Origin of the sequence: Sphingobium sufflavum (genome assembly GCF_021403115.1) — a bacterium.
In the GTDB taxonomy this organism is placed as follows: Bacteria; Pseudomonadota; Alphaproteobacteria; order Sphingomonadales; family Sphingomonadaceae; genus Sphingobium; species Sphingobium sufflavum.
The window spans coordinates 51,978-69,973 of record NZ_JAJSSH010000009.1; the positions used below are offsets into that span (position 1 = coordinate 51,978).

Genomic DNA, 17,996 nt, shown 5'->3' on the forward strand with positions numbered 1-17,996 from the left:
CCCGATGCAACGAAGCGCAAGAAAAACCGGCCGGAGGATGTCCCCCGGCCGGTCCGAATGTGTGTGGGCGGGCGCGCCCTGTGGATCGCGCCCCCTGGATCGCTGAAGCGATCAGTCCTGCGTGATGAAGCTCGGCAGGCCGATATCGCCGCCGTCATCGTCATTGCCACCACCGTTACCGGCGCTGCCGCCGCCGTCACGACGCGGGCCACGACGATTGCGGTCGCCGCCACCGCCGCCATCACGACGCGGGCCGCGATCGCCGCGCGGGCCGCGATCGCCACGGTCGCCGCGATCACCACGGCCTTCGCGCGGTTCGCGGGCAGGACGGGTATCCTCCAGCTCAGCGCCGGTTTCCTGATCGACAACGCGCATCGACAGGCGAACCTTGCCGCGCGGGTCGATTTCGAGAACCTTGACCTTCACGTCCTGGCCTTCCGACACGACGTCGGTCGGCTTCTCGACGCGCTCGTTGCGCATCTCGGAGACGTGGACGAGGCCGTCCTTGCCACCCATGAAGTTCACGAAGGCGCCGAAATCGACGATGTTGACGACCTTGCCGTCGTAGATCTTGCCGACTTCCGCTTCCTGCACGATGCCGAGGATCCACTTCTTGGCCGCCTCGATCTGGGCAATGTCGGACGAGCTGATCTTGATCAGGCCCTCGTCGTCGATGTCGACCTTCGCGCCCGTCTCCGCGACGATCTCGCGGATGACCTTGCCGCCTGTGCCGATGACGTCACGGATCTTGGACTTGTCGATCTGGATCGATTCGATGCGCGGGGCATGGGCCGACAGTTCGGTGCGGGTGCTGTCCAGAGCCTTGGCCATCTCACCCAGGATGTGGGTGCGACCGTCCTTGGCCTGCGCCAGCGCGACGCGCATGATCTCTTCGGTGATGCCGGCGACCTTGATGTCCATCTGCATCGTGGTGATGCCTTCGGACGTGCCAGCAACCTTGAAGTCCATGTCGCCGAGGTGATCCTCGTCGCCCAGAATGTCCGACAAGACGGTGAAGTCCTTGCCTTCCAGGATCAGGCCCATGGCGATGCCCGAAACCGGACGCGCCAGCGGAACGCCCGCGTCCATCATCGACAGCGAACCACCGCAGACGGTCGCCATCGAGGACGAGCCGTTCGACTCGGTGATGTCGGACAGGACGCGGATGGTGTAGGGGAACTCGTCCTTGGTCGGCAGAACGGGGTGCAGCGCACGCCATGCCAGCTTGCCATGGCCGACTTCGCGGCGGCCCGGCGCGCCGAAGCGGCCGACCTCACCGACCGAATAGGGCGGGAAGTTATAGTGCAGCAGGAACCGCTCGTACGACAGGCCGGTCAGGCCGTCGATCATCTGCTCCGCATCCTTGGTGCCAAGGGTGGTGGTGCAGATCGACTGCGTCTCGCCGCGCGTGAACAGGGCGGAGCCGTGCGTGCGGGGCAGGAAGCCGACGATGGCCTCGATGGGGCGGATTTCGGTGGTCTTGCGACCGTCGATGCGCTGGCCGTCCTTCAGGATGGCACCGCGAACGATTTCCGCTTCCAGCTTTTTGGTCAGCTTGATGCCGGCCATCACGGCCTGCGGGCTGAGGCCCTGCTCGGCAAAGCTCGCCTTCGCCTTGTCGCGCGCGGCGTTCAGGGCGTTGGAACGGGCCGACTTGTCGGTCAGCTTGTAGGCTGCGGCGATGTCCTTGCCGATCAGCGTCTTCAACTTCTTCTTCAGGTCGCCCAGATCGTCCTGCGCCGCGATGGTCCAGGGATCCTTGGCAGCCTTCTCGGCCAGGTCGATGATCGCGTCGACGACCTTCTTGATCTCGTTATGCGCGAACACCACGCCGCCGAGCATGACGTCCTCGGACAGCTCCTTGGCTTCCGATTCCACCATCATCACGGCGTCATAGGTGGCGGCGACGACGAGGTCGAGATCGCCCGACTTCACTTCGTCCATCGACGGGTTCAGCGAATATTCGCCGTCCTTGTAGCCGACGCGCGCCGCGCCGATCGGACCCATGAAGGGCACACCGGACAGGGTCAGCGCAGCCGACGCCGCGATCATCGCAACGATGTCAGGCTCGCTCTCGCCGTCGAACGACAGAACCTGCGCGATCACGTTGATCTCGTTGTAGAAGCCCTCAGGGAACAGCGGGCGGACCGGACGGTCGATGAGACGGCTGGTCAGCGTCTCCTTCTCCGTCGCGCCGCGCTCGCGCTTGAAGAAGCCACCGGGGATGCGGCCGGCAGCCGAATATTTTTCCTGATAGTGCACGGTGAGCGGGAAGAAATCCTGCCCGTCCTTCACCGACTTTGCAGCCGTCACGGCGCACAGCACAACGGTTTCGCCATAGGTCGCCAGAACGGCGGCGTCGGCCTGACGGGCGATGCGGCCCGTTTCGAGCTTCAGCGTCTTGCCGCCCCACTCAATCTCTACAGTCTTTACGTCAAACATGGGTTTTTCCTTCCACCCGCGACGCCCTATTGCGTGGCGGGGCTGGCTTCGCGGACAAAAGCCGGTCCGCGGCGGCACAGGGCATTTGCTGCCCTTCAACTGAGGCTCCCTCCCCGCCGGATTGCGAGGCCGCCCCTTCCGTTCGCCATTTCCCGTTCAGGCGGCATGCCTGCGTAACCGGGAAATGCGACAAACTCGATGACTCCACGCTCCATCCAGGGAGCCAGAATCAGAAACGGCCCCGCGAAGGGGCCGTCCCGTCAATATGGGCTTACTTACGCAGGCCGAGCTTTCCGATGAGAGCGGTGTAGCGCGCTACATCCTTCTTCTTCAGATAGTCCAGCAGGCTGCGACGCTTGTTGACCATCATCAGCAGGCCGCGGCGGCTGTGGTTGTCCTTGTGGTGGCCCTTGAAATGCTCGGTCAGGTTCGAGATACGCTCGGTCAGGATCGAAACCTGGACTTCCGGCGAACCGGTGTCACCCTCAGCGCGGGCATGTTCCTTGATCAGCGCTTCCTTGCGCTCGGCAGTGATCGTCATATATCGTTTCCCTCGAACATCCTTAGAGATTGAAACCCCGCACGACCCGGATTTCCGGGCCAAGGGCGTCCACCAGCGCGACGGGCAAATCCCCTTCTATCGCCAGCATCAGACCCTGTTTGCAGGGATCCCCGGACAGCACCTTCCCCTGACGGAGCATGAGTGCCTCTTCCGAGGAGACGGGGAGAGCCGGGATGTCGTCCAGCCCCGCCGTCAGGGGCAGCATATGCCGCTCCAAGCCGCGCTCGTTAGCAGCATCGGACAAATTGTCCAGTGAAATTGAGTCGGCCAGCCTGAACGGACCCGCCTTCACCCGGCGCAGCATGGTGACATGGCCGACCGTCCCCAGCGCCAGCGCAATGTCGCGCGCGAGGCTGCGGATATAGGTGCCCTTCGACACATGCGCGGTGAGGGTGATCTGGTCCAGTGCGTTCTGCGGCGCGTCATGACCGGCGGCGATCGTCAGGCCGTGGATCGTTACCGAACGCAGCTTCATCTCTACCGCCTCCCCTGCGCGGGCGAGATCATAGGCGCGGCGGCCGTCGATCTTGATGGCGCTGTAGAGCGGCGGGGCCTGCTCGATGGGACCGGTGAAGGCCGGGAGGGCCGCCTGCACCGCCGCCAGCGTGGGGCGGGCGTCGCTGGTCGCGATCACCTCCCCCTCCGCATCGAGGGTGCTGGTCTGCTCCCCGAAACGGATGGTGAAGTCGTAGATCTTGTCGCTGTCGAGCATCCGCCCGGCAAGCTTCGTCGCCTCCCCCAGCGCCACGGGCAGGACGCCGGTCGCCAGCGGATCGAGCGTGCCGCCATGGCCGACCTTGACCTTGCCCAGCCCCGCCTGACGGCAGGCGCGCTTGACCGCGCTGACGACCTGGGTCGAGCCGAGGCCGAGCGGCTTGTCGATGATGATCCATCCATGCATGGGGCCGCGCCCTACACGGTGGGGGCGGGACTGTCAGCCCCGGTCGGCGGGAACGGGGCGTGGAGGACGGCAGATGGCGGTCGTTACCCGGCCTTGCCCTGCCCGCCTACCTGCTGGAGTGCGTGCTTCGCACTTCGCTTCGATGGCCGATCGCTCGTCACCAGCGTGGAGAAAGCGCAGCGTTGCCCCTGCACCGCGACGGACGAATATTTGTCGAGCTGGTCAGCCCCCTGCGTCAGGAAGGCGATCCGGCTGGCGGTCGGCAGGTCGGTGCAGGGCGCGATCAGGGTCGCGCGATACCAGTGGCCGCGCTGATCCTGCACGAAGAGAGCGCTCGCGCCGTCCGGTTGCCAGTCGCGGATCGCGCCGCTGTTGGGAAAGGGGATGGTCGCGTCCCGGCCCGGCTGGATGGCGAGGCGTGTCGCGCCCTGCTCCTCCGCCCGGACAGCCTGTTCCGATGCGCGGATGCCGCCCGTGACCGCAAAGACCATGAAGGCCGCCGCAAACGCCGAGGCGTAGATGCCGATCCGTCCGCCAATCCGTCCCATGCCGTCCTCCTCGTCCCGGCCCTCCGCGTGCGCCACCCTATAAAGGGTGGATGAGCGGAGGATGAACCATGCGGCGAGCGGGACGATGGAAAAGGCCACCTGCCCTGCATGAGGCGCGCGGACGCGGTGAGGAGGATCAGCTGGGGTCGAGATCGAGGTCGCGCTGGACCTTGGGATCGCGCAGCAGCTTGTCGATATGACTGCCCTCATCGAAGCTGTCATCCGCCAGGAATTTGAGCCGGGCGGCGTATTTCAGCTTGGTACGGGTCGCGACCTCCCGCTGGAGATAGGCGGTGTTGGTGCGCAGCGCCTTGAGCACCGCCGCCTCATCCTTGCCCAGCAGCGGCTTGATGAACACCGTGGCATGGCGCAAGTCGGGTGACATGCGGACTTCAGTGACGCTCACCACATGCTTGTCCAGGACATCGTCATGCACATCCCCGCGCGCGAGGATTTCGGAGAGGATATGCCGCACCTGCTCACCCACGCGCAGGACGCGGACGGAGGGGCCTTCGGTCGGTGCACTCATTTCAAAATCCCTAGGCTATCCGAACCGATCAGTCTGGAACCACCCTGACACCATCGTCTGTGATTTGCAGGATACAATGTTTTGGACAATCGTCCGCCAGTTTGTTGAGGGAAGCGCCCACATATCGAAAGCGTTTTCCCGTGCTGGTCGAGATGTCGATGAACTGACGCTCATCAACCCGCCAGACCGACCACGGACCATGTCTGAAGTCAGCGCGACGGGCAGGCTGGATGCGTATCCCGCTGGCTTCTCTTCCAGTTGCAACGGATCGTTTATGAAAACGGTGCCGCTGGTGCGATTCTCGAAAACCGCTCCGGCACGCTCACAGCCTGCCGTCCCGCAGAGCAGGACAGCAAGGGGAGCATATCGACGCGCGATTGCTCCCCTTGCCATATCTTACAGCACCCGTGCGCGTTCCTCGACCTCGAACAGTTCGAGCATGTCGCCCGCCTTGATGTCGTTGGTATCCTGCAACATCACGCCGCATTCCAGACCGGCGCGCACTTCGGCGACGTCGTCCTTGAAGCGCCGCAGCGAGGCGATGACCGTCTTCGACACGATGACGTCCTGCCGCGTGAGGCGGGCACTGAAGCCCTTGCGGATGACGCCGTCCACGACGAGCAGACCGGCAGCCTTGTCCTTCTTGCCCGCCGGGAAGACCTCGCGAATTTCCGCACGGCCGACGACGGTTTCGATCCGCTCCGGTCCAAGCTGGCCGGCCATCTCGTTACGGACTTCCTCCAGCAGGTCGTAGATCACGTCATAGTAGCGCAACTGCACCCCGTCGCGACGCGCCAGCGCCTGCGCCTTGGTGTTCGGACGCACGTTGAAGCCGATCAGCGGCGCCTTGCTGGCCGCGGCCAGAGTCACGTCGCTTTCCGTGATCGCGCCCACGCCGCTGTGCAGCACGCGGACCTTGATCTCGTCGGTGGAAATGCGGTTGAGCGAGTTGACGATCGCCTCGACCGAACCCTGCACGTCGCCCTTCACCACGATCGGATATTCCATGACGCTGGTGTTCAGCGCGGAGAACATATGCTCGAAGCTGGTCGGCGCGGACGTGGTGCGCTTGCGCGTCGCCAGTTCGGCACGATAGGCCGCGACTTCGCGGGCGCGCGCCTCATTCTCCACCACCGACATCTGGTCGCCCGCACGGGGAACGCCGGTCAGGCCCAGCACCTCTACCGGGGTCGAAGGACCGGCGAACTTCACCTGCTGCCCCTTGTCATTGACCAGCGCGCGAACCTTACCACTCTCCTGACCGACGACAAAGATATCGCCGACCTTGAGCGTGCCACGACTGACGAGGATGGTCGCGACGGGGCCACGGCCCTTGTCCAGCTTCGCCTCGATCACGCTGCCTTCGGCGGCGCGGTCGGGATTGGCCTTGAGTTCGAGGAATTCGGCCTGAAGCAGGATCTTCTCGATCAGCTCGTCAAGACCGGTCTTCTTGAGCGCGGACACTTCGACGTCCTGGGTGTCGCCACCCATTTCCTCGACCTGGATGTCATGCTCCAGCAGCCGCTCGCGCACCTTCTGCGGATTGGCCTCATGCTTGTCGACCTTGTTGATCGCCACGATCATCGGCACGCCGGCCGCCTTGGTGTGGTTGATCGCCTCGATCGTCTGCGGCATCAGGCCGTCGTCCGCCGCCGCGACCAGAATGACGATGTCCGTCACATTGGCGCCGCGCGCGCGCATTTCGGTAAAGGCTTCATGGCCCGGCGTATCGAGGAAGGTGATGGTCTCGCCACCCTTCGTCTTCACCTGATAGGCGCCGATATGCTGGGTGATGCCACCCGCCTCGCCGCGCACCACATCGGTGCCGCGCAGCGCGTCGAGCAGGGAGGTCTTGCCATGGTCGACATGGCCCATGATCGTGACCACGGCCGCACGCGGCTCCAGCGTCTCCTCGGGATCGACGTCGATGGACGTGTCGATTTCGACGTCCGAGTCCGACACGCGCTGGATGCGGTGGCCGAATTCCTCGACCAGCAGCTCCGCCGTATCCTGATCGATGACATCGTTCTGCGTGACGGGCGTGCCCATCTTGAACAGCGCCTTGACGAGGTCCGCGCCCTTCTCCGCCATGCGGTTGGCGAGTTCGGCGACGGTGATCGCCTCCGGCACGACAACGTCGCGCACCTGCTTCTCACGGTTGACGGGGCCACCGGTGTGCGTGCGGCGATATTCCTTCTCCCGCGCACGCTTGAGCGCGGCGAGGCTGCGCGCACGGGCGCTGTCGTCGTCGGCGAGGGCGCGGGTGACGGTCAGCTTGCCCGCCTGACGGCGATCGTCGCCAGCCCCGGCGGGACCGCGCTTGGGACGCTCGACCTTGGGTTCGGGACGCTTGGGCGCGGCGACCGGGGTAAAGCGGCGCGGTGCGGGACGCTCGTCGGTCGCAGCCGTGGTGGCCGCAGGCGCAGCCGATTCGGCCGGAGCAGCGGATTCGGCTGCAACAGCACCCTCAGCGGCAACAGGCGCGGCGGCGGGAGCAGCGTCCGCCTGCGGGGCGGCCGGCACGTCGACGGGCTGAGCCGGCTCGACCTTGGGCGCGGTGGCGGCTTCCGCCTCGGCCTTGCGGCGAGCGTCGGCTTCCTCGGCGCGGCGCTTCTCATCCTCGACAGCGGCCAGACGCTGGGCCGCATCACGGCGGCGCGCATCCTCCAGGGCGGACATGCGGGCTTCCTCGGCCTCGCGCAGCAGCTTGGCCTGACGTTCCTGACGGGTCAGCAGGCTGTCGGCAGGCTGGGCAGCGCGCGGCGGTGCGGGACGCGGGGCGACCGGCGCGGGCGCCGGAGTCGCGACGACGGGCGCAACCGGTGCGGGCGCGGGGACAGTGGCGACGGGCTCTGCCGCCGCCTCTTCCACGGGCGCGTCGGCGCGGGGCGCAGCCTCTGCCTCGCCGGGCTTGCCGATCATGCGGCGGCGCTTGACCTCCACCACGACCGTATTCTTGCGGCCATGGCTGAAGCTCTGCTGCACCTGCCCCGACTCGACCGTCCGCCTGAGGCCAAGCGGCTTACGACCCAGAACCGGCTTATCTCCGTTATTTTCGCTCATCGACCGAACTTGACCCTTCAAAAATACCCAATGCCCCGGCCCGGCACCCAAGCCGCCAGCCAGACATGCTGTCCCAAAATCCTACCGCACCACATCGACCGCGCCCGCCGGATTCCCCGACGTCGCGGCGTTAGCGCACCCCAAATAGCTTTGCCAGCGGTCGAGCAGGGTTCGCACTCGCTCCCCCGCCCGCGCGTCAATCATCGCGATGTGGACGACATTATCCCTGCCCAATGCCATAGATAGGGCCTCGCGGTCCACAGGCAAGCGCAGTCCGCCAAGATCGGTGCCTTCCAGCTCCTCCCCCACGCGCCACGCCTGATCCAGTTTCCGTACGCCATCGTCGCGCGCATCGGCGGCGTGGAGGAGCAGTTTGACCTGCCCCCGGCGCGCCGCCGTATCGATCTTGTCGAACCCGTTGATGAGGGTGGAGGACCGCGCCTCCAGTCCCAGCCGGTCGACGAACTCCCGGCGCAGTGCATCGTCGATGCGCGCCGCCAGATCGTCGGGAATGGACAGCGCCTCGCCCTTGAAGGCCCGCGCCAGACCGCCCTTCAGCTTGCCCTTCGCCTGCGCCGTCTCCAGCTCGGCACGGGGGACGCCCAGCCAGGCGCCCCGCCCCGGTGCCTTGCCGCGCACGTCGGGCAATATCTGGCCATCCGGCCCGATCGCCAGACGGATCAGCGTAGCCGGGGAGCCTCGCTCGCCCGAAATGATGCAGCGCCGTTCGCTGTCCTCCGCCATGCGTCGCTTCTCCCGCATCTGCTTGCGCGTTGGCGGCAAGTCGGCAGGTCCGTCGACATGGTCGGTGGCCGGCGCGTCGACAGACTCAGGCAGAGCCTCAGACACGGGCGCGACGATCCCGGCCCCTGCATCGGCAGGAGCAGCGGGGACCGCTGGCGCTATTGCAGCACTTACGCTGTCATTGGGAAGTTTCCGCAACATCTGCGTCCTCCCCTGCTGAGTCGACACCATCTTCGTCCGCGAACCAGTGCGCGCGGGCGGCCATGATGATCTCGTTGCCCTGTTCGTCCGACAGGCCATATTCGGCGAGGATGCCGCCCTTCTCCTCCGGCGCATCGCGGCGACGGCGAGGGTCGACACGCTTCTTCTGCACCAGTTCGTCGGTGGCGAGGTCGGCCAGGTCGTCGAGCGTCTTGATGCCCGCCTTGCCCAGTGTGACCAGCATCGCTTCGGTCAGGTGCGGGATTTCGGCCAGCGCATCCTCGACGCCCATCTCACGGCGGGTCTCGCGGGCAGCGGCCTCGCGGCGCTCCAGCGCTTCGAGCGCGCGATTCTGAAGCTCTTCGCCCAGTTCGTCGTCAAAGCCTTCAATGCCCGCCAGTTCCTCGATGGAGACATAGGCGACTTCCTCCAGCTCGGTGAAGCCTTCGGCCACCAGCAACTGGGACAGCGTCTCGTCCACGTCCAGCTCGTTCTGGAACAGTTCGGACCGCTCCACGAACTCGCGCTGGCGCTTCTCGCTCGCGTCCGCCTCGGTCATGATGTCGATGGCCTTGCCGGTCAGCTGGCTGGCGAGGCGGACATTCTGGCCGCGACGACCGATGGCGAGGGACAGCTGGTCCTCCGGCACCACCACTTCGATGCGGCCCTCATCCTCGTCGATGACGACGCGGGCGACGGTGGCGGGCTGGAGCGCGTTGACGACGAAGGTCGCCGTGTCTTCCGACCAGGGGATGATGTCGATCTTCTCGCCCTGCATTTCCTGCACGACGGCCTGCACGCGGCTGCCCTTCATGCCGACGCACGCGCCGACCGGGTCGATGGACGAATCGCGGCTGATGACGCCGATCTTGGCACGGCTGCCCGGATCACGGGCAGCGGCCTTGATCTCGATGATGCCGTCGTAGATTTCGGGCACTTCCTGCGCGAACAGCTTCTTCATGAACTCCGGGTGCGCGCGGCTCAGGAAGATCTGCGGCCCGCGATTTTCGCGGCGGACGTTCAGGATGATCGCGCGGACGCGGTCGTTGACGCGAACAACTTCGCGCGGGATTTGCTGGTCGCGGCGGATGACGCCCTCGGCCCGGCCCAGGTTGACGACGACATGGCCGAACTCGACCGACTTGACGACGCCGGTGATGATCTCGCCCACGCGGTCCTTGAACTCTTCATGCTGGCGCTCGCGCTCTGCATCGCGGACCTTCTGGAAGATGACCTGCTTGGCCGACTGGGCGTCGATGCGGCCCAGGTCGATGGGAGGCAGCGGATCGACGATGAAGTCACCGACGACGGCGCCCTTTTGCAGCTTGTTCGCCGCCTTGACGTCAACCTGCTTGAAATAATCCTCGACCGCCTCGACCACTTCCACGACGCGCCACAGGCGCAGGTCGCCGGTTTCCGGGTCCAGCTTGGCGCGAATGTCATTTTCCGCACCGTAACGGGCACGGGCGGCGCGCTGGATCGCGTCCTCCATCGCCTCGATGACGATCGCCTTGTCGATCATCTTCTCCGACGCGACGTTGCTCGCGATCGCCAGCAGCTCAGCCCGGTTTGCAGAAATGGCGTTGGCCATGGTCAGTCTCTCTGTTCTTCGGTTTGAATATGGTCGGCACCCTCGGCAGAGAGCGGCACGGTAGCAGAAATCAGGCGGTCGGTCAGCAGCAGCTTGGCCGTCGCAATATCGGCGAAAGGCACGGACACGCGACCCGCCTTGGGATCGTCGAGCAAAACCGAGTCGCCGTCCACCCCGGCAAGGTCGGACTTATACTGCTTGCGCCCGTTGGCGTCGGCCTCGGCCAGGTTGATCCGCGCCTCATGCCCGACCCAATCCGCATAATCCCGCAGGCGGGTGAGCGGACGGTCGATGCCGGGCGAACTGACCTCCAGCCGATAAGCCTCGTCGATGGGATCGCGGCCTTCCGCCTCCAGCGCATCGACCAGATCGGAGATGCGGCGCGACAGGGCGGCGCAATCGTCGATGGTGAGCTGGCGCGTGGCCGGACGTTCCGCCATGACCTGCAAGGTGCGATCACCGTCGCCGCCGAACCATGCCACGCGCACGAGATCGAATCCCAGCGCCTGGGCCTCTGGTTCGATAAGCTGCGTCAAGGCGGCCATATCCGGCAACCGCGTCTCCCGTGAAAAATGCCAAGCGCCCCTGTCGCCGGAGCCTTTCGGCGCCGACCTGCCATTTTCAACGATGTCAGGAGGACGACCGCCATATATGGTGGTCGGCGTCTGTATGCAACCCAATTCGCGCGACCCGCGTTGCGCCCCTATCGCCAGCTCCCGGAGACACAACCCATGCGCGCCATTCCCCTGCCCCTCACCCTTGCCCTCCTGCTATGCGGTTGCGGCCAGCCGTGGGATGCGCGGGCGGACAGTCGAGCCGATGGAGGAACACAAAGCACCGCTGCGCCCTTCACCCGCACACAGGTCGCGGATTTCGATGCCCCCTGGGCAATGGCGTTCCTGCCGGGCGGCGAAATGCTGGTGACGGAAAAGGCGGGGCAGTTGAAGGCCGTCTCGCCCGATGGCCGGATCGTGCAACTGGTGACGGGCACGCCCAAGGTGGACAGCGCCGGACAGGGCGCTCTGATGGACGTGGTGCCCGCCCCCGATTTCGCAAAGAGCCAGCGCCTCTACCTGAGCTGGTCCGAGGCGGGCGAAGGCGGCAAGGGTGTCGTGCTGGCCACCGCAACCCTGGCGCGGGACGGTGAAGAGGGGTCGCCGCGCCTCAAGGATCTGAAACCGATCTTTCGCGCTGCCCCGCTAGTGTCGGGCAATGGCCATTATTCGGGACGGATCGCCTTTGCGCCTGATGGCCAGCATCTGTTCTTTACGGCGGGCGAGCGGCAGGCCTTCACACCGGCGCAAGACCCCAGGGCGACGCTGGGCAAGGTGTTGCGCCTCAACCTCGACGGCACGGCGGCGGCGGGTAATCCGCTGGCGGCGAAGGGCTTTCATCCCGCCGTCTGGTCCTATGGCCATCGCAACCTGCTGGGCATCGCCTTCGATGCCAAGGGACGCCTGTGGGAGCAGGAGATGGGGCCGAAGGGCGGCGACGAGATCAACCTGATACAGCCGGGCCGCAACTATGGCTGGCCCAATGCCTCCAACGGCAGCCATTATGATGGCCGCGACATTCCCGACCATAAGGCAGGCGACGGCTATGAAGCGCCGAAGCTGTGGTGGAACCCGTCCATCTCGCCGGGCGGGCTGCTCTATTACGACGGGGCGATGTTCCCGGCGTGGAAAGGGTCGCTGTTCCTGGGCGCCCTGTCGGGCAAGGCGCTGATCCGCGTCGCCCTCGACGGGGAAGCGGCGCGCAAGGCCAACCAGTGGGACATGGGCTTTCGCGTGCGCGACGTGGAACAGGGACCGGACGGCGCCCTCTGGGTGCTGGAGGATGGCGGACAAGGCAGCCAGGGGCGGCTGTGGAAGCTGACGCCGCCGGAGAAGTGAGGCGCGGGATGCCCCTATCCGGCCGTAGCCCCGCCCCCGTTTCCTGACCGGCACCCTGTTATCAGGGCAAAGCGTCATAACGGATCAGGGTTCGGGGTGACGGTCGGGCATGAGGCTACACCACCCGGCATCATACCGCACAACCGGAATGCTCACGCAGCAGGACGTCGGCACCGGGGCATCCGTCGCCCGGTACGACAACACCCCGGATGCAGGCTTCACCTACCCCCGTGCTTCAGTCGAACTCCCACGCCCGCTCGCCATGGCTGGAGATATCCAGCCCCTCGCGCTCCGCATCCAGCGAGACACGCATCGGCGCGATGACCGCGACGATCAGGCTGATCGCCAGCGTCACCACGGCGGACCACAGTGCCACAGCGCCCACGCCCACCGCCTGCGCCACGAATTGCGAGGTGGCGTTCGCGCCGCCCTCATAACCCGCACCGCCCAGCGCGGCGCTGGCAAAGGGGGCCAGCAGCAGCGAGCCAACGATGCCGCCAACGCCATGCACCGCGAACACGTCCAGCGAGTCGTCGATATGCCATTTGTGGCGGACGAGGATGACCACGCCGAAACAGACCAGCGCGCCGATCACGCCCAGCGCCATCGCGCCCAGCGGCCCGACCATGCCGGCCGCCGGCGTCACCGTGGCAAGTCCCGCGATCGCGCCGGTGGCGATGCCGACCGTCGTCGCGCGGCCCAGCTTGATCCGCTCCACCGCGATCCAGGTGAGCGCCGCCGAGCAGGCCGCGAAATGGGTGTTGAGCATCGCGCTCGACGCGCCATCGCCCGCGCCCAGCGCCGATCCGCCGTTGAAACCGAACCAGCCGACCCACAACATGCCCGCCCCAACCATGGTCAGCGCCGGGCTGTGCGGCAGGATCAGCTTTTGCGGGAAGCCGTTGCGCCGTCCGATCAGCAGCGCAATGACCAGCGAGGACACGCCCGCTGTGGTGTGCACGACGATGCCGCCCGCGAAATCCAGCGTGCCCAATTGCGCAAGCCAGCCGCCGCCCCACACCCAATGAGCGACGGGCGCATAGACCAGCAGCGACCAAAGCGCGGAAAAGCCGAGCAGCCAGCCGAAGCGGACACGCTCCACAAAGGTGCCGATCATCAGCGCGGGGGTGATGATGGCGAACATCATCTGGAACAGGGCGAAGGTGGATTCAGGCACCGTCATCCCCTCCCGCAGCAGAGCGAGGTTGGACAGGCCGACGTTCAGCGCGCCGCCTGTCCACGCCGTACCGGGCGCAAAGGCGATGGAATAGCCGACCAGCCCCCACAGGAGCGAGGCGACCGCCGCCACCGCGAAACAGTGCATCATCACCGACAACAGGTTACGCGCCCGCACGAGGCCGCCATAGAAAAGCGCAAGGCCGGGCAAGGTCATGAACAGGACCAGCGCGGACGCGGCCAGCATCCAGGCGGTATCGCCGCTATCGGGCACCAGCGTCGCCGCCTGATCCTGCGCCAGCGCGGGCGCCGCCAGCGTGGCGCCCACGAGGAGGAAAGCGGCGCGCATCCCGCTGCGCGTCAAAGCCAAAGCGTCCCGAATCATACATCCCCCACAGCGCATCCCGCCCCGTCCTTAATCGGGGGCGTGTCGCAAAATGATTAAGCCCAGCCTTCCAGCACCTGATCCGGGGGCCGGTCGCCGCCCACCCACAGACGGATATTGGTGATGACCCGGGTGCCCATGTCGTCGCGCCCCTCGAAGGTCGCGGACCCCATGTGGGGCAGCAGCACGACGTTGGCGAGCGCGAGGAGACGCGGATCGACCGCCGGTTCATGATTATAGACGTCGAGACCCGCACCCGCGATGCGGCCCTGCTCCAGCGCGCCGATCAGCGCGTCCTCGACCGTGATCTCGCCGCGCGAGGTGTTGATGAGATAGGCGCTGCTCTTCATCAGGGCCACGCGGCGCGCGTCGATCAGCCCCTCTGTCTGCTCCGTATGAGGACAGTGGATGGAGACGATGTCGGCCTGTGCCAGCAGCGTGTCGAGATCGGTATGATAGACGGCGTCCGTCTCCGCCTCCACCGCCGAGGGCAGCCGGTGGCGATTGTGATAGCCGATGGTGAGGCCAAAGGCGCGCGCGCGCCGTGCGACCGCCTGCCCGATCCGTCCCATGCCGACGATGCCCAGCATCTTGCCGCCGATGCGGTGACCCAGCATGGCGGACGGCCCCCAGCCGCTCCAGGCGCCGGACCGCACCAGCTTCTCACCCTCCGCCAGACGGCGCGGTACGGACAGGATCAGCGCCATCGTCATGTCGGCGGTATCGTCGGTCAGTACGCCCGGCGTGTTGGTGACGATGATGTCGTGCGCCCGCGCGGCGTGCAGGTCGATATGATCGACGCCATTGCCGAAATTGGCGATCAACTGGAGCCGCTCCGCCGCCGCCGCAATCAGGCCCGCGTCAATCTCGTCCGTGATGGTGGGGACGAGCACGTCGCAGGCTCGCATCGCCTCCGCCATGCGCTGACTGTCGAACGGCGTGTCGGTGACGTTGAACTGCACATCGAACAGCGACGCCATCCGATGCTCGACCGCCGCCGGGAGACGCCGGGTGACGATGATGCGGGGGGTCGATGGACGAACGCGCTTTGGCATGAGGCGGACTTCGTTCAAGGCCGGAAAAAGGTCAAGCCCCATTGGCCATTCCTGCCACATCACGCGCCCATCGTCGTCGCCCCTCTGTCGATGGTTGAAGCGGGCCGGGCGTCGTGGCAAGGGGAAGCGATGATGGCCCTCCCCCTTCGATCCGGCGTGAAATTCCTGTGTTGCGCGGCATTGGCGCTGGCCTTGCCCGCCGTCGCCCCCACACCCGCCACGGCGCAGGCCCAGAAAAAGCTGCCCTATTGGGTCGCGATTTCGAAGGATGAGGCGCGGATGCGCGTCGGCCCCAGCATGGATTATCCCGCCAACTGGATTTATCGCCGCAAGAACCTGCCGCTCAAGGTGATAGAGGTCTATCCCAACTGGCGCAGGATCGAAGACCCGGACGGCACCAAGGGATGGATGCATGTGCGGCTGCTGAAGGATGACCGCACCGCCATCGTCATCGGCGAGACCGTCGCCCTGCGCGCCGACCCGTCGAACAGCGCCCGTGCCCTCTATCGCGCCGAGCCGGGCGTCGTCGGCCGCGTGACCGATTGCGACGATGGCTGGTGCATGTTCGACGTCCACGGCCAGCGCGGCTATATCCCCACCCGCAACCTGTGGGGCGCGACCAGCGAATAGAGGGCCATCAGGGCGGCGGGCGTTCGTAATCGCTTAGGACCTGGCCGGTAAGACGGGAGCCATGAGCATGACGCCCCCTGCCCCATCCAGCGCATCCGCCATCGTCGCGGAGGGACTGGTCAAGGATTTCAACGGCTTTCGCGCCGTCGACCATATCGACCTGACCGTGCCCGCGGGCAGCATCTTCGGCATCCTCGGTCCCAATGGCGCGGGCAAGACGACGACGCTGCGCATGTTGCTGGGCATCATCGACCCGGATGAGGGGCGCTGCACCCTGCTGGGCCATGACCGCCCGCTGTCGGTGGCGAAACAGGTCGGCTATCTGCCGGAGGAGCGCGGTCTCTATCCGTCGATGACAGCGGGGGAGGCGATCGCCTTCATGGGTGCGCTGCGCGGTCTGCCGCTGGCGGAGGGGCGTCGCCGCGCCCGCGACCTGATGGAGGGGCATGGCCTCGGCTACGCGCTGAAGCGGCAGGTCCGGCAATTGTCCAAGGGGATGGCGCAAACAGTCCAGCTCCTCGGCACCATCGTCCATGAGCCGCGCCTCATCATCCTCGACGAGCCTTTTTCCGGCCTCGACGCGCTGAACCAACAGAGGCTGGAGGAGATGATCCGGGCGCAGGCCGCCAACGGCGTCACCATCATCTTTTCCACCCATGTCATCGCCCATGCAGAACGGCTGTGCGAGGACATTGCGATCATCGCGGGCGGCAAGGTGCCCTTTGCGGGGCCGGTGGAGGAAGCGCGCAATCGGCTGCGCCCGCGCGTGCGGCTGGAAACCCGCGCGGCGGATGGGCCATGGCGCGCCGCCCTGCCCCCCGGCACGGTGCCGCAGGGCCGCCACTGGCGTTTCGACCTGCCCGAACAGGGCGTCGAGCCATTGCTGAAGGCGCTGATCGAGGGGGAGGCCGGCATCATGTCCCTCTCCATCGAGCGGCCCGGCCTGCACGATGCCTTTGTCGCCATCGCCGGGGCCTCGGCCGCCGCCGATCTGGCGCGCACCAGCGGATCGCAGAACGCAGCGGAGGCACGGCCATGAATGAGATCGTGCGCGCCGCACTGGTCATAGCCCGCCGCGACTTTACCGCGCTGGTCCGGTCAAAGGCCTTTATTTTTTTCCTGCTGACGCCGATCGTCATGCTAGTCGTGGCGGTCGCCGCAGGCGGGATCGGCGCGCGCATGGCGAAGCCGCCCGCTACCCCGGTCGTCGCCGTGCTCATGCCCAGCGACGACAGCGCCCGCCTGATTGCGGCACGCCAACGGCTGGACGAAGCGGTGGACGGCCTGCCCGCACTGGAGGCCGTCCGCACGGCCACGAGTGCGGAGTCCCTGCTGCGTGGGAGCAACCCTCCAGTGGCGGTCCTGTCCGGCACGCTCGACGCGCCGCGCCTGTCCAGCGACGGCGAAGGGGCACGGCATTGGCCTGACCGGGTACGGCTGATCCTCGATCAGGCGCGACACGATGCGGATTATCGCCGGGTCGCGCTGGACGTCCGCACCATCGCCCTGCCCGCCACGCCCGCCGCCGACGCGGAGGTCGACCGGAGCACGACCGCGCAAATGGGGCAAATGGCGCTGTTCCTGACCACCATGTTGCTGGCGGGCATGGTCCTGTCAAATCTGGTGGAGGAGAAGACCAACAAGATCATCGAGATACTGGCCGCCAGCATCCCCATGGAGTCCATCTTCCTGGGCAAGTTGTTCGCGATGCTGGCCATGGCGTTGATCGCCATTGCGGCATGGGCGGCGTTCGGGGCGGCCATCGGCCTGGCGGCGGGGTCCGCCCTGCCCAGCCTGCCGCCGCCCGCCGTGGGATGGCCAGTCTTCATCCTGCTCGGCATCCTCTATTTCTCGACCGCCTATCTGCTGTTCGGCTCCCTCTACCTCGGCATCGGTGCGATGGCCGCCACGGTACGGGAGGTGCAGACGCTCGCCATGCCGGTCAACATGGGGCAGTTGGGCGTCTTCCTCTTCGCCAGCTATGCCGTGACCCATATCGGCGACGGGGTAGAGATGGCAGCCTGCATCATTCCGTTCAGTTCGCCCTTCGCCGCGCTGGCCCGCGCCGCGCAGGCGCCGGACATCTGGCCGCACCTGGTCCTGCTGCTGTGGCAGGGGCTGTGCACCTGGGCGATCATCCGCATCGGCACGACATTGTTCCGGCGCAATGTGCTGAAGTCCGGCGGGGGCAGGCGGCGGCGCAAGGCCACGCGCGCGGGCGCTGGCGGACAAGGGCAAGTGGATCGTTCGGGGCCATCATAGCGGGGGCAGAACAAG

The 17,996-nt window shown here is 66.4% G+C and carries 15 protein-coding genes; 4 read left to right on the forward strand and 11 right to left on the reverse strand.

Going from position 1 to position 17,996, the window contains the following annotated elements; genetic code table 11:
• Nucleotides 1-111: 111 nt before the first annotated feature.
• The 9 genes from pnp to rimP all read right to left on the reverse strand — a co-directional run bounded on the left by pnp (nucleotide 112) and on the right by rimP (nucleotide 11,126).
• Nucleotides 112-2,442 (reverse strand): polyribonucleotide nucleotidyltransferase, encoded by a 2,331-nt coding sequence (gene pnp, locus LWE61_RS13675; RefSeq protein ID WP_234151021.1) that lies wholly within the window; start codon nucleotides 2,440-2,442, stop codon nucleotides 112-114.
• Nucleotides 2,443-2,713: 271 nt separating this feature from the next.
• Nucleotides 2,714-2,983, reverse strand: coding sequence for a 30S ribosomal protein S15 (rpsO, locus tag LWE61_RS13680; protein ID WP_234151024.1), 270 nt, complete (start codon nucleotides 2,981-2,983; stop codon nucleotides 2,714-2,716).
• A gap of 22 nt (nucleotides 2,984-3,005) precedes the next feature.
• On the reverse strand, nucleotides 3,006-3,905 hold the full coding sequence (gene truB, locus LWE61_RS13685) for a tRNA pseudouridine(55) synthase TruB (protein WP_234151027.1): 900 nt from the start codon (nucleotides 3,903-3,905) through the stop codon (nucleotides 3,006-3,008).
• A gap of 83 nt (nucleotides 3,906-3,988) precedes the next feature.
• Nucleotides 3,989-4,453 (reverse strand): DUF6491 family protein, encoded by a 465-nt coding sequence (locus LWE61_RS13690; RefSeq protein ID WP_234151039.1) that lies wholly within the window; start codon nucleotides 4,451-4,453, stop codon nucleotides 3,989-3,991.
• A gap of 136 nt (nucleotides 4,454-4,589) precedes the next feature.
• Nucleotides 4,590-4,982, reverse strand: coding sequence for a 30S ribosome-binding factor RbfA (gene rbfA / locus LWE61_RS13695; RefSeq protein ID WP_234151041.1), 393 nt, complete (start codon nucleotides 4,980-4,982; stop codon nucleotides 4,590-4,592).
• A gap of 396 nt (nucleotides 4,983-5,378) precedes the next feature.
• Complete coding sequence (infB, locus tag LWE61_RS13700) at nucleotides 5,379-8,045, reverse strand: translation initiation factor IF-2 (protein ID WP_234151044.1); 2,667 nt, start codon at nucleotides 8,043-8,045, stop codon at nucleotides 5,379-5,381.
• An 81-nt stretch (nucleotides 8,046-8,126) separates the two neighbouring features.
• Nucleotides 8,127-8,789 carry a DUF448 domain-containing protein gene (locus LWE61_RS13705; RefSeq protein ID WP_234151048.1) on the reverse strand — a complete coding sequence of 221 codons (663 nt, stop codon included), beginning with the start codon at nucleotides 8,787-8,789 and terminating at the stop codon, nucleotides 8,127-8,129.
• A gap of 178 nt (nucleotides 8,790-8,967) precedes the next feature.
• Entirely contained in the window at nucleotides 8,968-10,581 is a 1,614-nt protein-coding gene (nusA, locus tag LWE61_RS13710) for a transcription termination factor NusA (RefSeq protein WP_234151050.1), read from the reverse strand.
• 2 nt (nucleotides 10,582-10,583) lie between these two features.
• Nucleotides 10,584-11,126, reverse strand: coding sequence for a ribosome maturation protein RimP (rimP, locus tag LWE61_RS13715; protein WP_234151052.1), 543 nt, complete (start codon nucleotides 11,124-11,126; stop codon nucleotides 10,584-10,586).
• Between the two features lie 186 nt (nucleotides 11,127-11,312).
• On the opposite strand from rimP, the gene LWE61_RS13720 reads away from it, so the two are divergent.
• A complete protein-coding gene (locus LWE61_RS13720) occupies nucleotides 11,313-12,473 on the forward strand; it encodes a PQQ-dependent sugar dehydrogenase (protein WP_234151054.1) in 1,161 nt (386 codons plus the stop codon).
• Nucleotides 12,474-12,708: 235 nt separating this feature from the next.
• On the opposite strand, the gene LWE61_RS13725 is transcribed toward LWE61_RS13720, so the two are convergent.
• Complete coding sequence (locus tag LWE61_RS13725; RefSeq protein ID WP_234151352.1) at nucleotides 12,709-13,998, reverse strand: ammonium transporter; 1,290 nt, start codon at nucleotides 13,996-13,998, stop codon at nucleotides 12,709-12,711.
• Between the two features lie 92 nt (nucleotides 13,999-14,090).
• Nucleotides 14,091-15,089, reverse strand: a complete 999-nt coding sequence (locus LWE61_RS13730) for a 2-hydroxyacid dehydrogenase (protein WP_234151353.1) — start codon at nucleotides 15,087-15,089, stop codon at nucleotides 14,091-14,093.
• 132 nt (nucleotides 15,090-15,221) lie between these two features.
• On the opposite strand from LWE61_RS13730, the gene LWE61_RS13735 reads away from it, so the two are divergent.
• The 3 genes from LWE61_RS13735 to LWE61_RS13745 all read left to right on the forward strand — a co-directional run bounded on the left by LWE61_RS13735 (nucleotide 15,222) and on the right by LWE61_RS13745 (nucleotide 17,981).
• Nucleotides 15,222-15,719: an SH3 domain-containing protein gene (locus LWE61_RS13735; protein ID WP_234151057.1), complete on the forward strand. Its 498-nt coding sequence runs from the start codon at nucleotides 15,222-15,224 to the stop codon at nucleotides 15,717-15,719.
• A 61-nt stretch (nucleotides 15,720-15,780) separates the two neighbouring features.
• A complete protein-coding gene (locus LWE61_RS13740; RefSeq protein WP_234151060.1) occupies nucleotides 15,781-16,758 on the forward strand; it encodes an ABC transporter ATP-binding protein in 978 nt (325 codons plus the stop codon).
• Entirely contained in the window at nucleotides 16,755-17,981 is a 1,227-nt protein-coding gene (locus LWE61_RS13745; protein ID WP_234151062.1) for an ABC transporter permease, read from the forward strand. Before LWE61_RS13740 ends, LWE61_RS13745 begins: the two co-directional genes overlap by 4 nt.
• The last annotated feature ends 15 nt before the right edge of the window (nucleotides 17,982-17,996 follow it).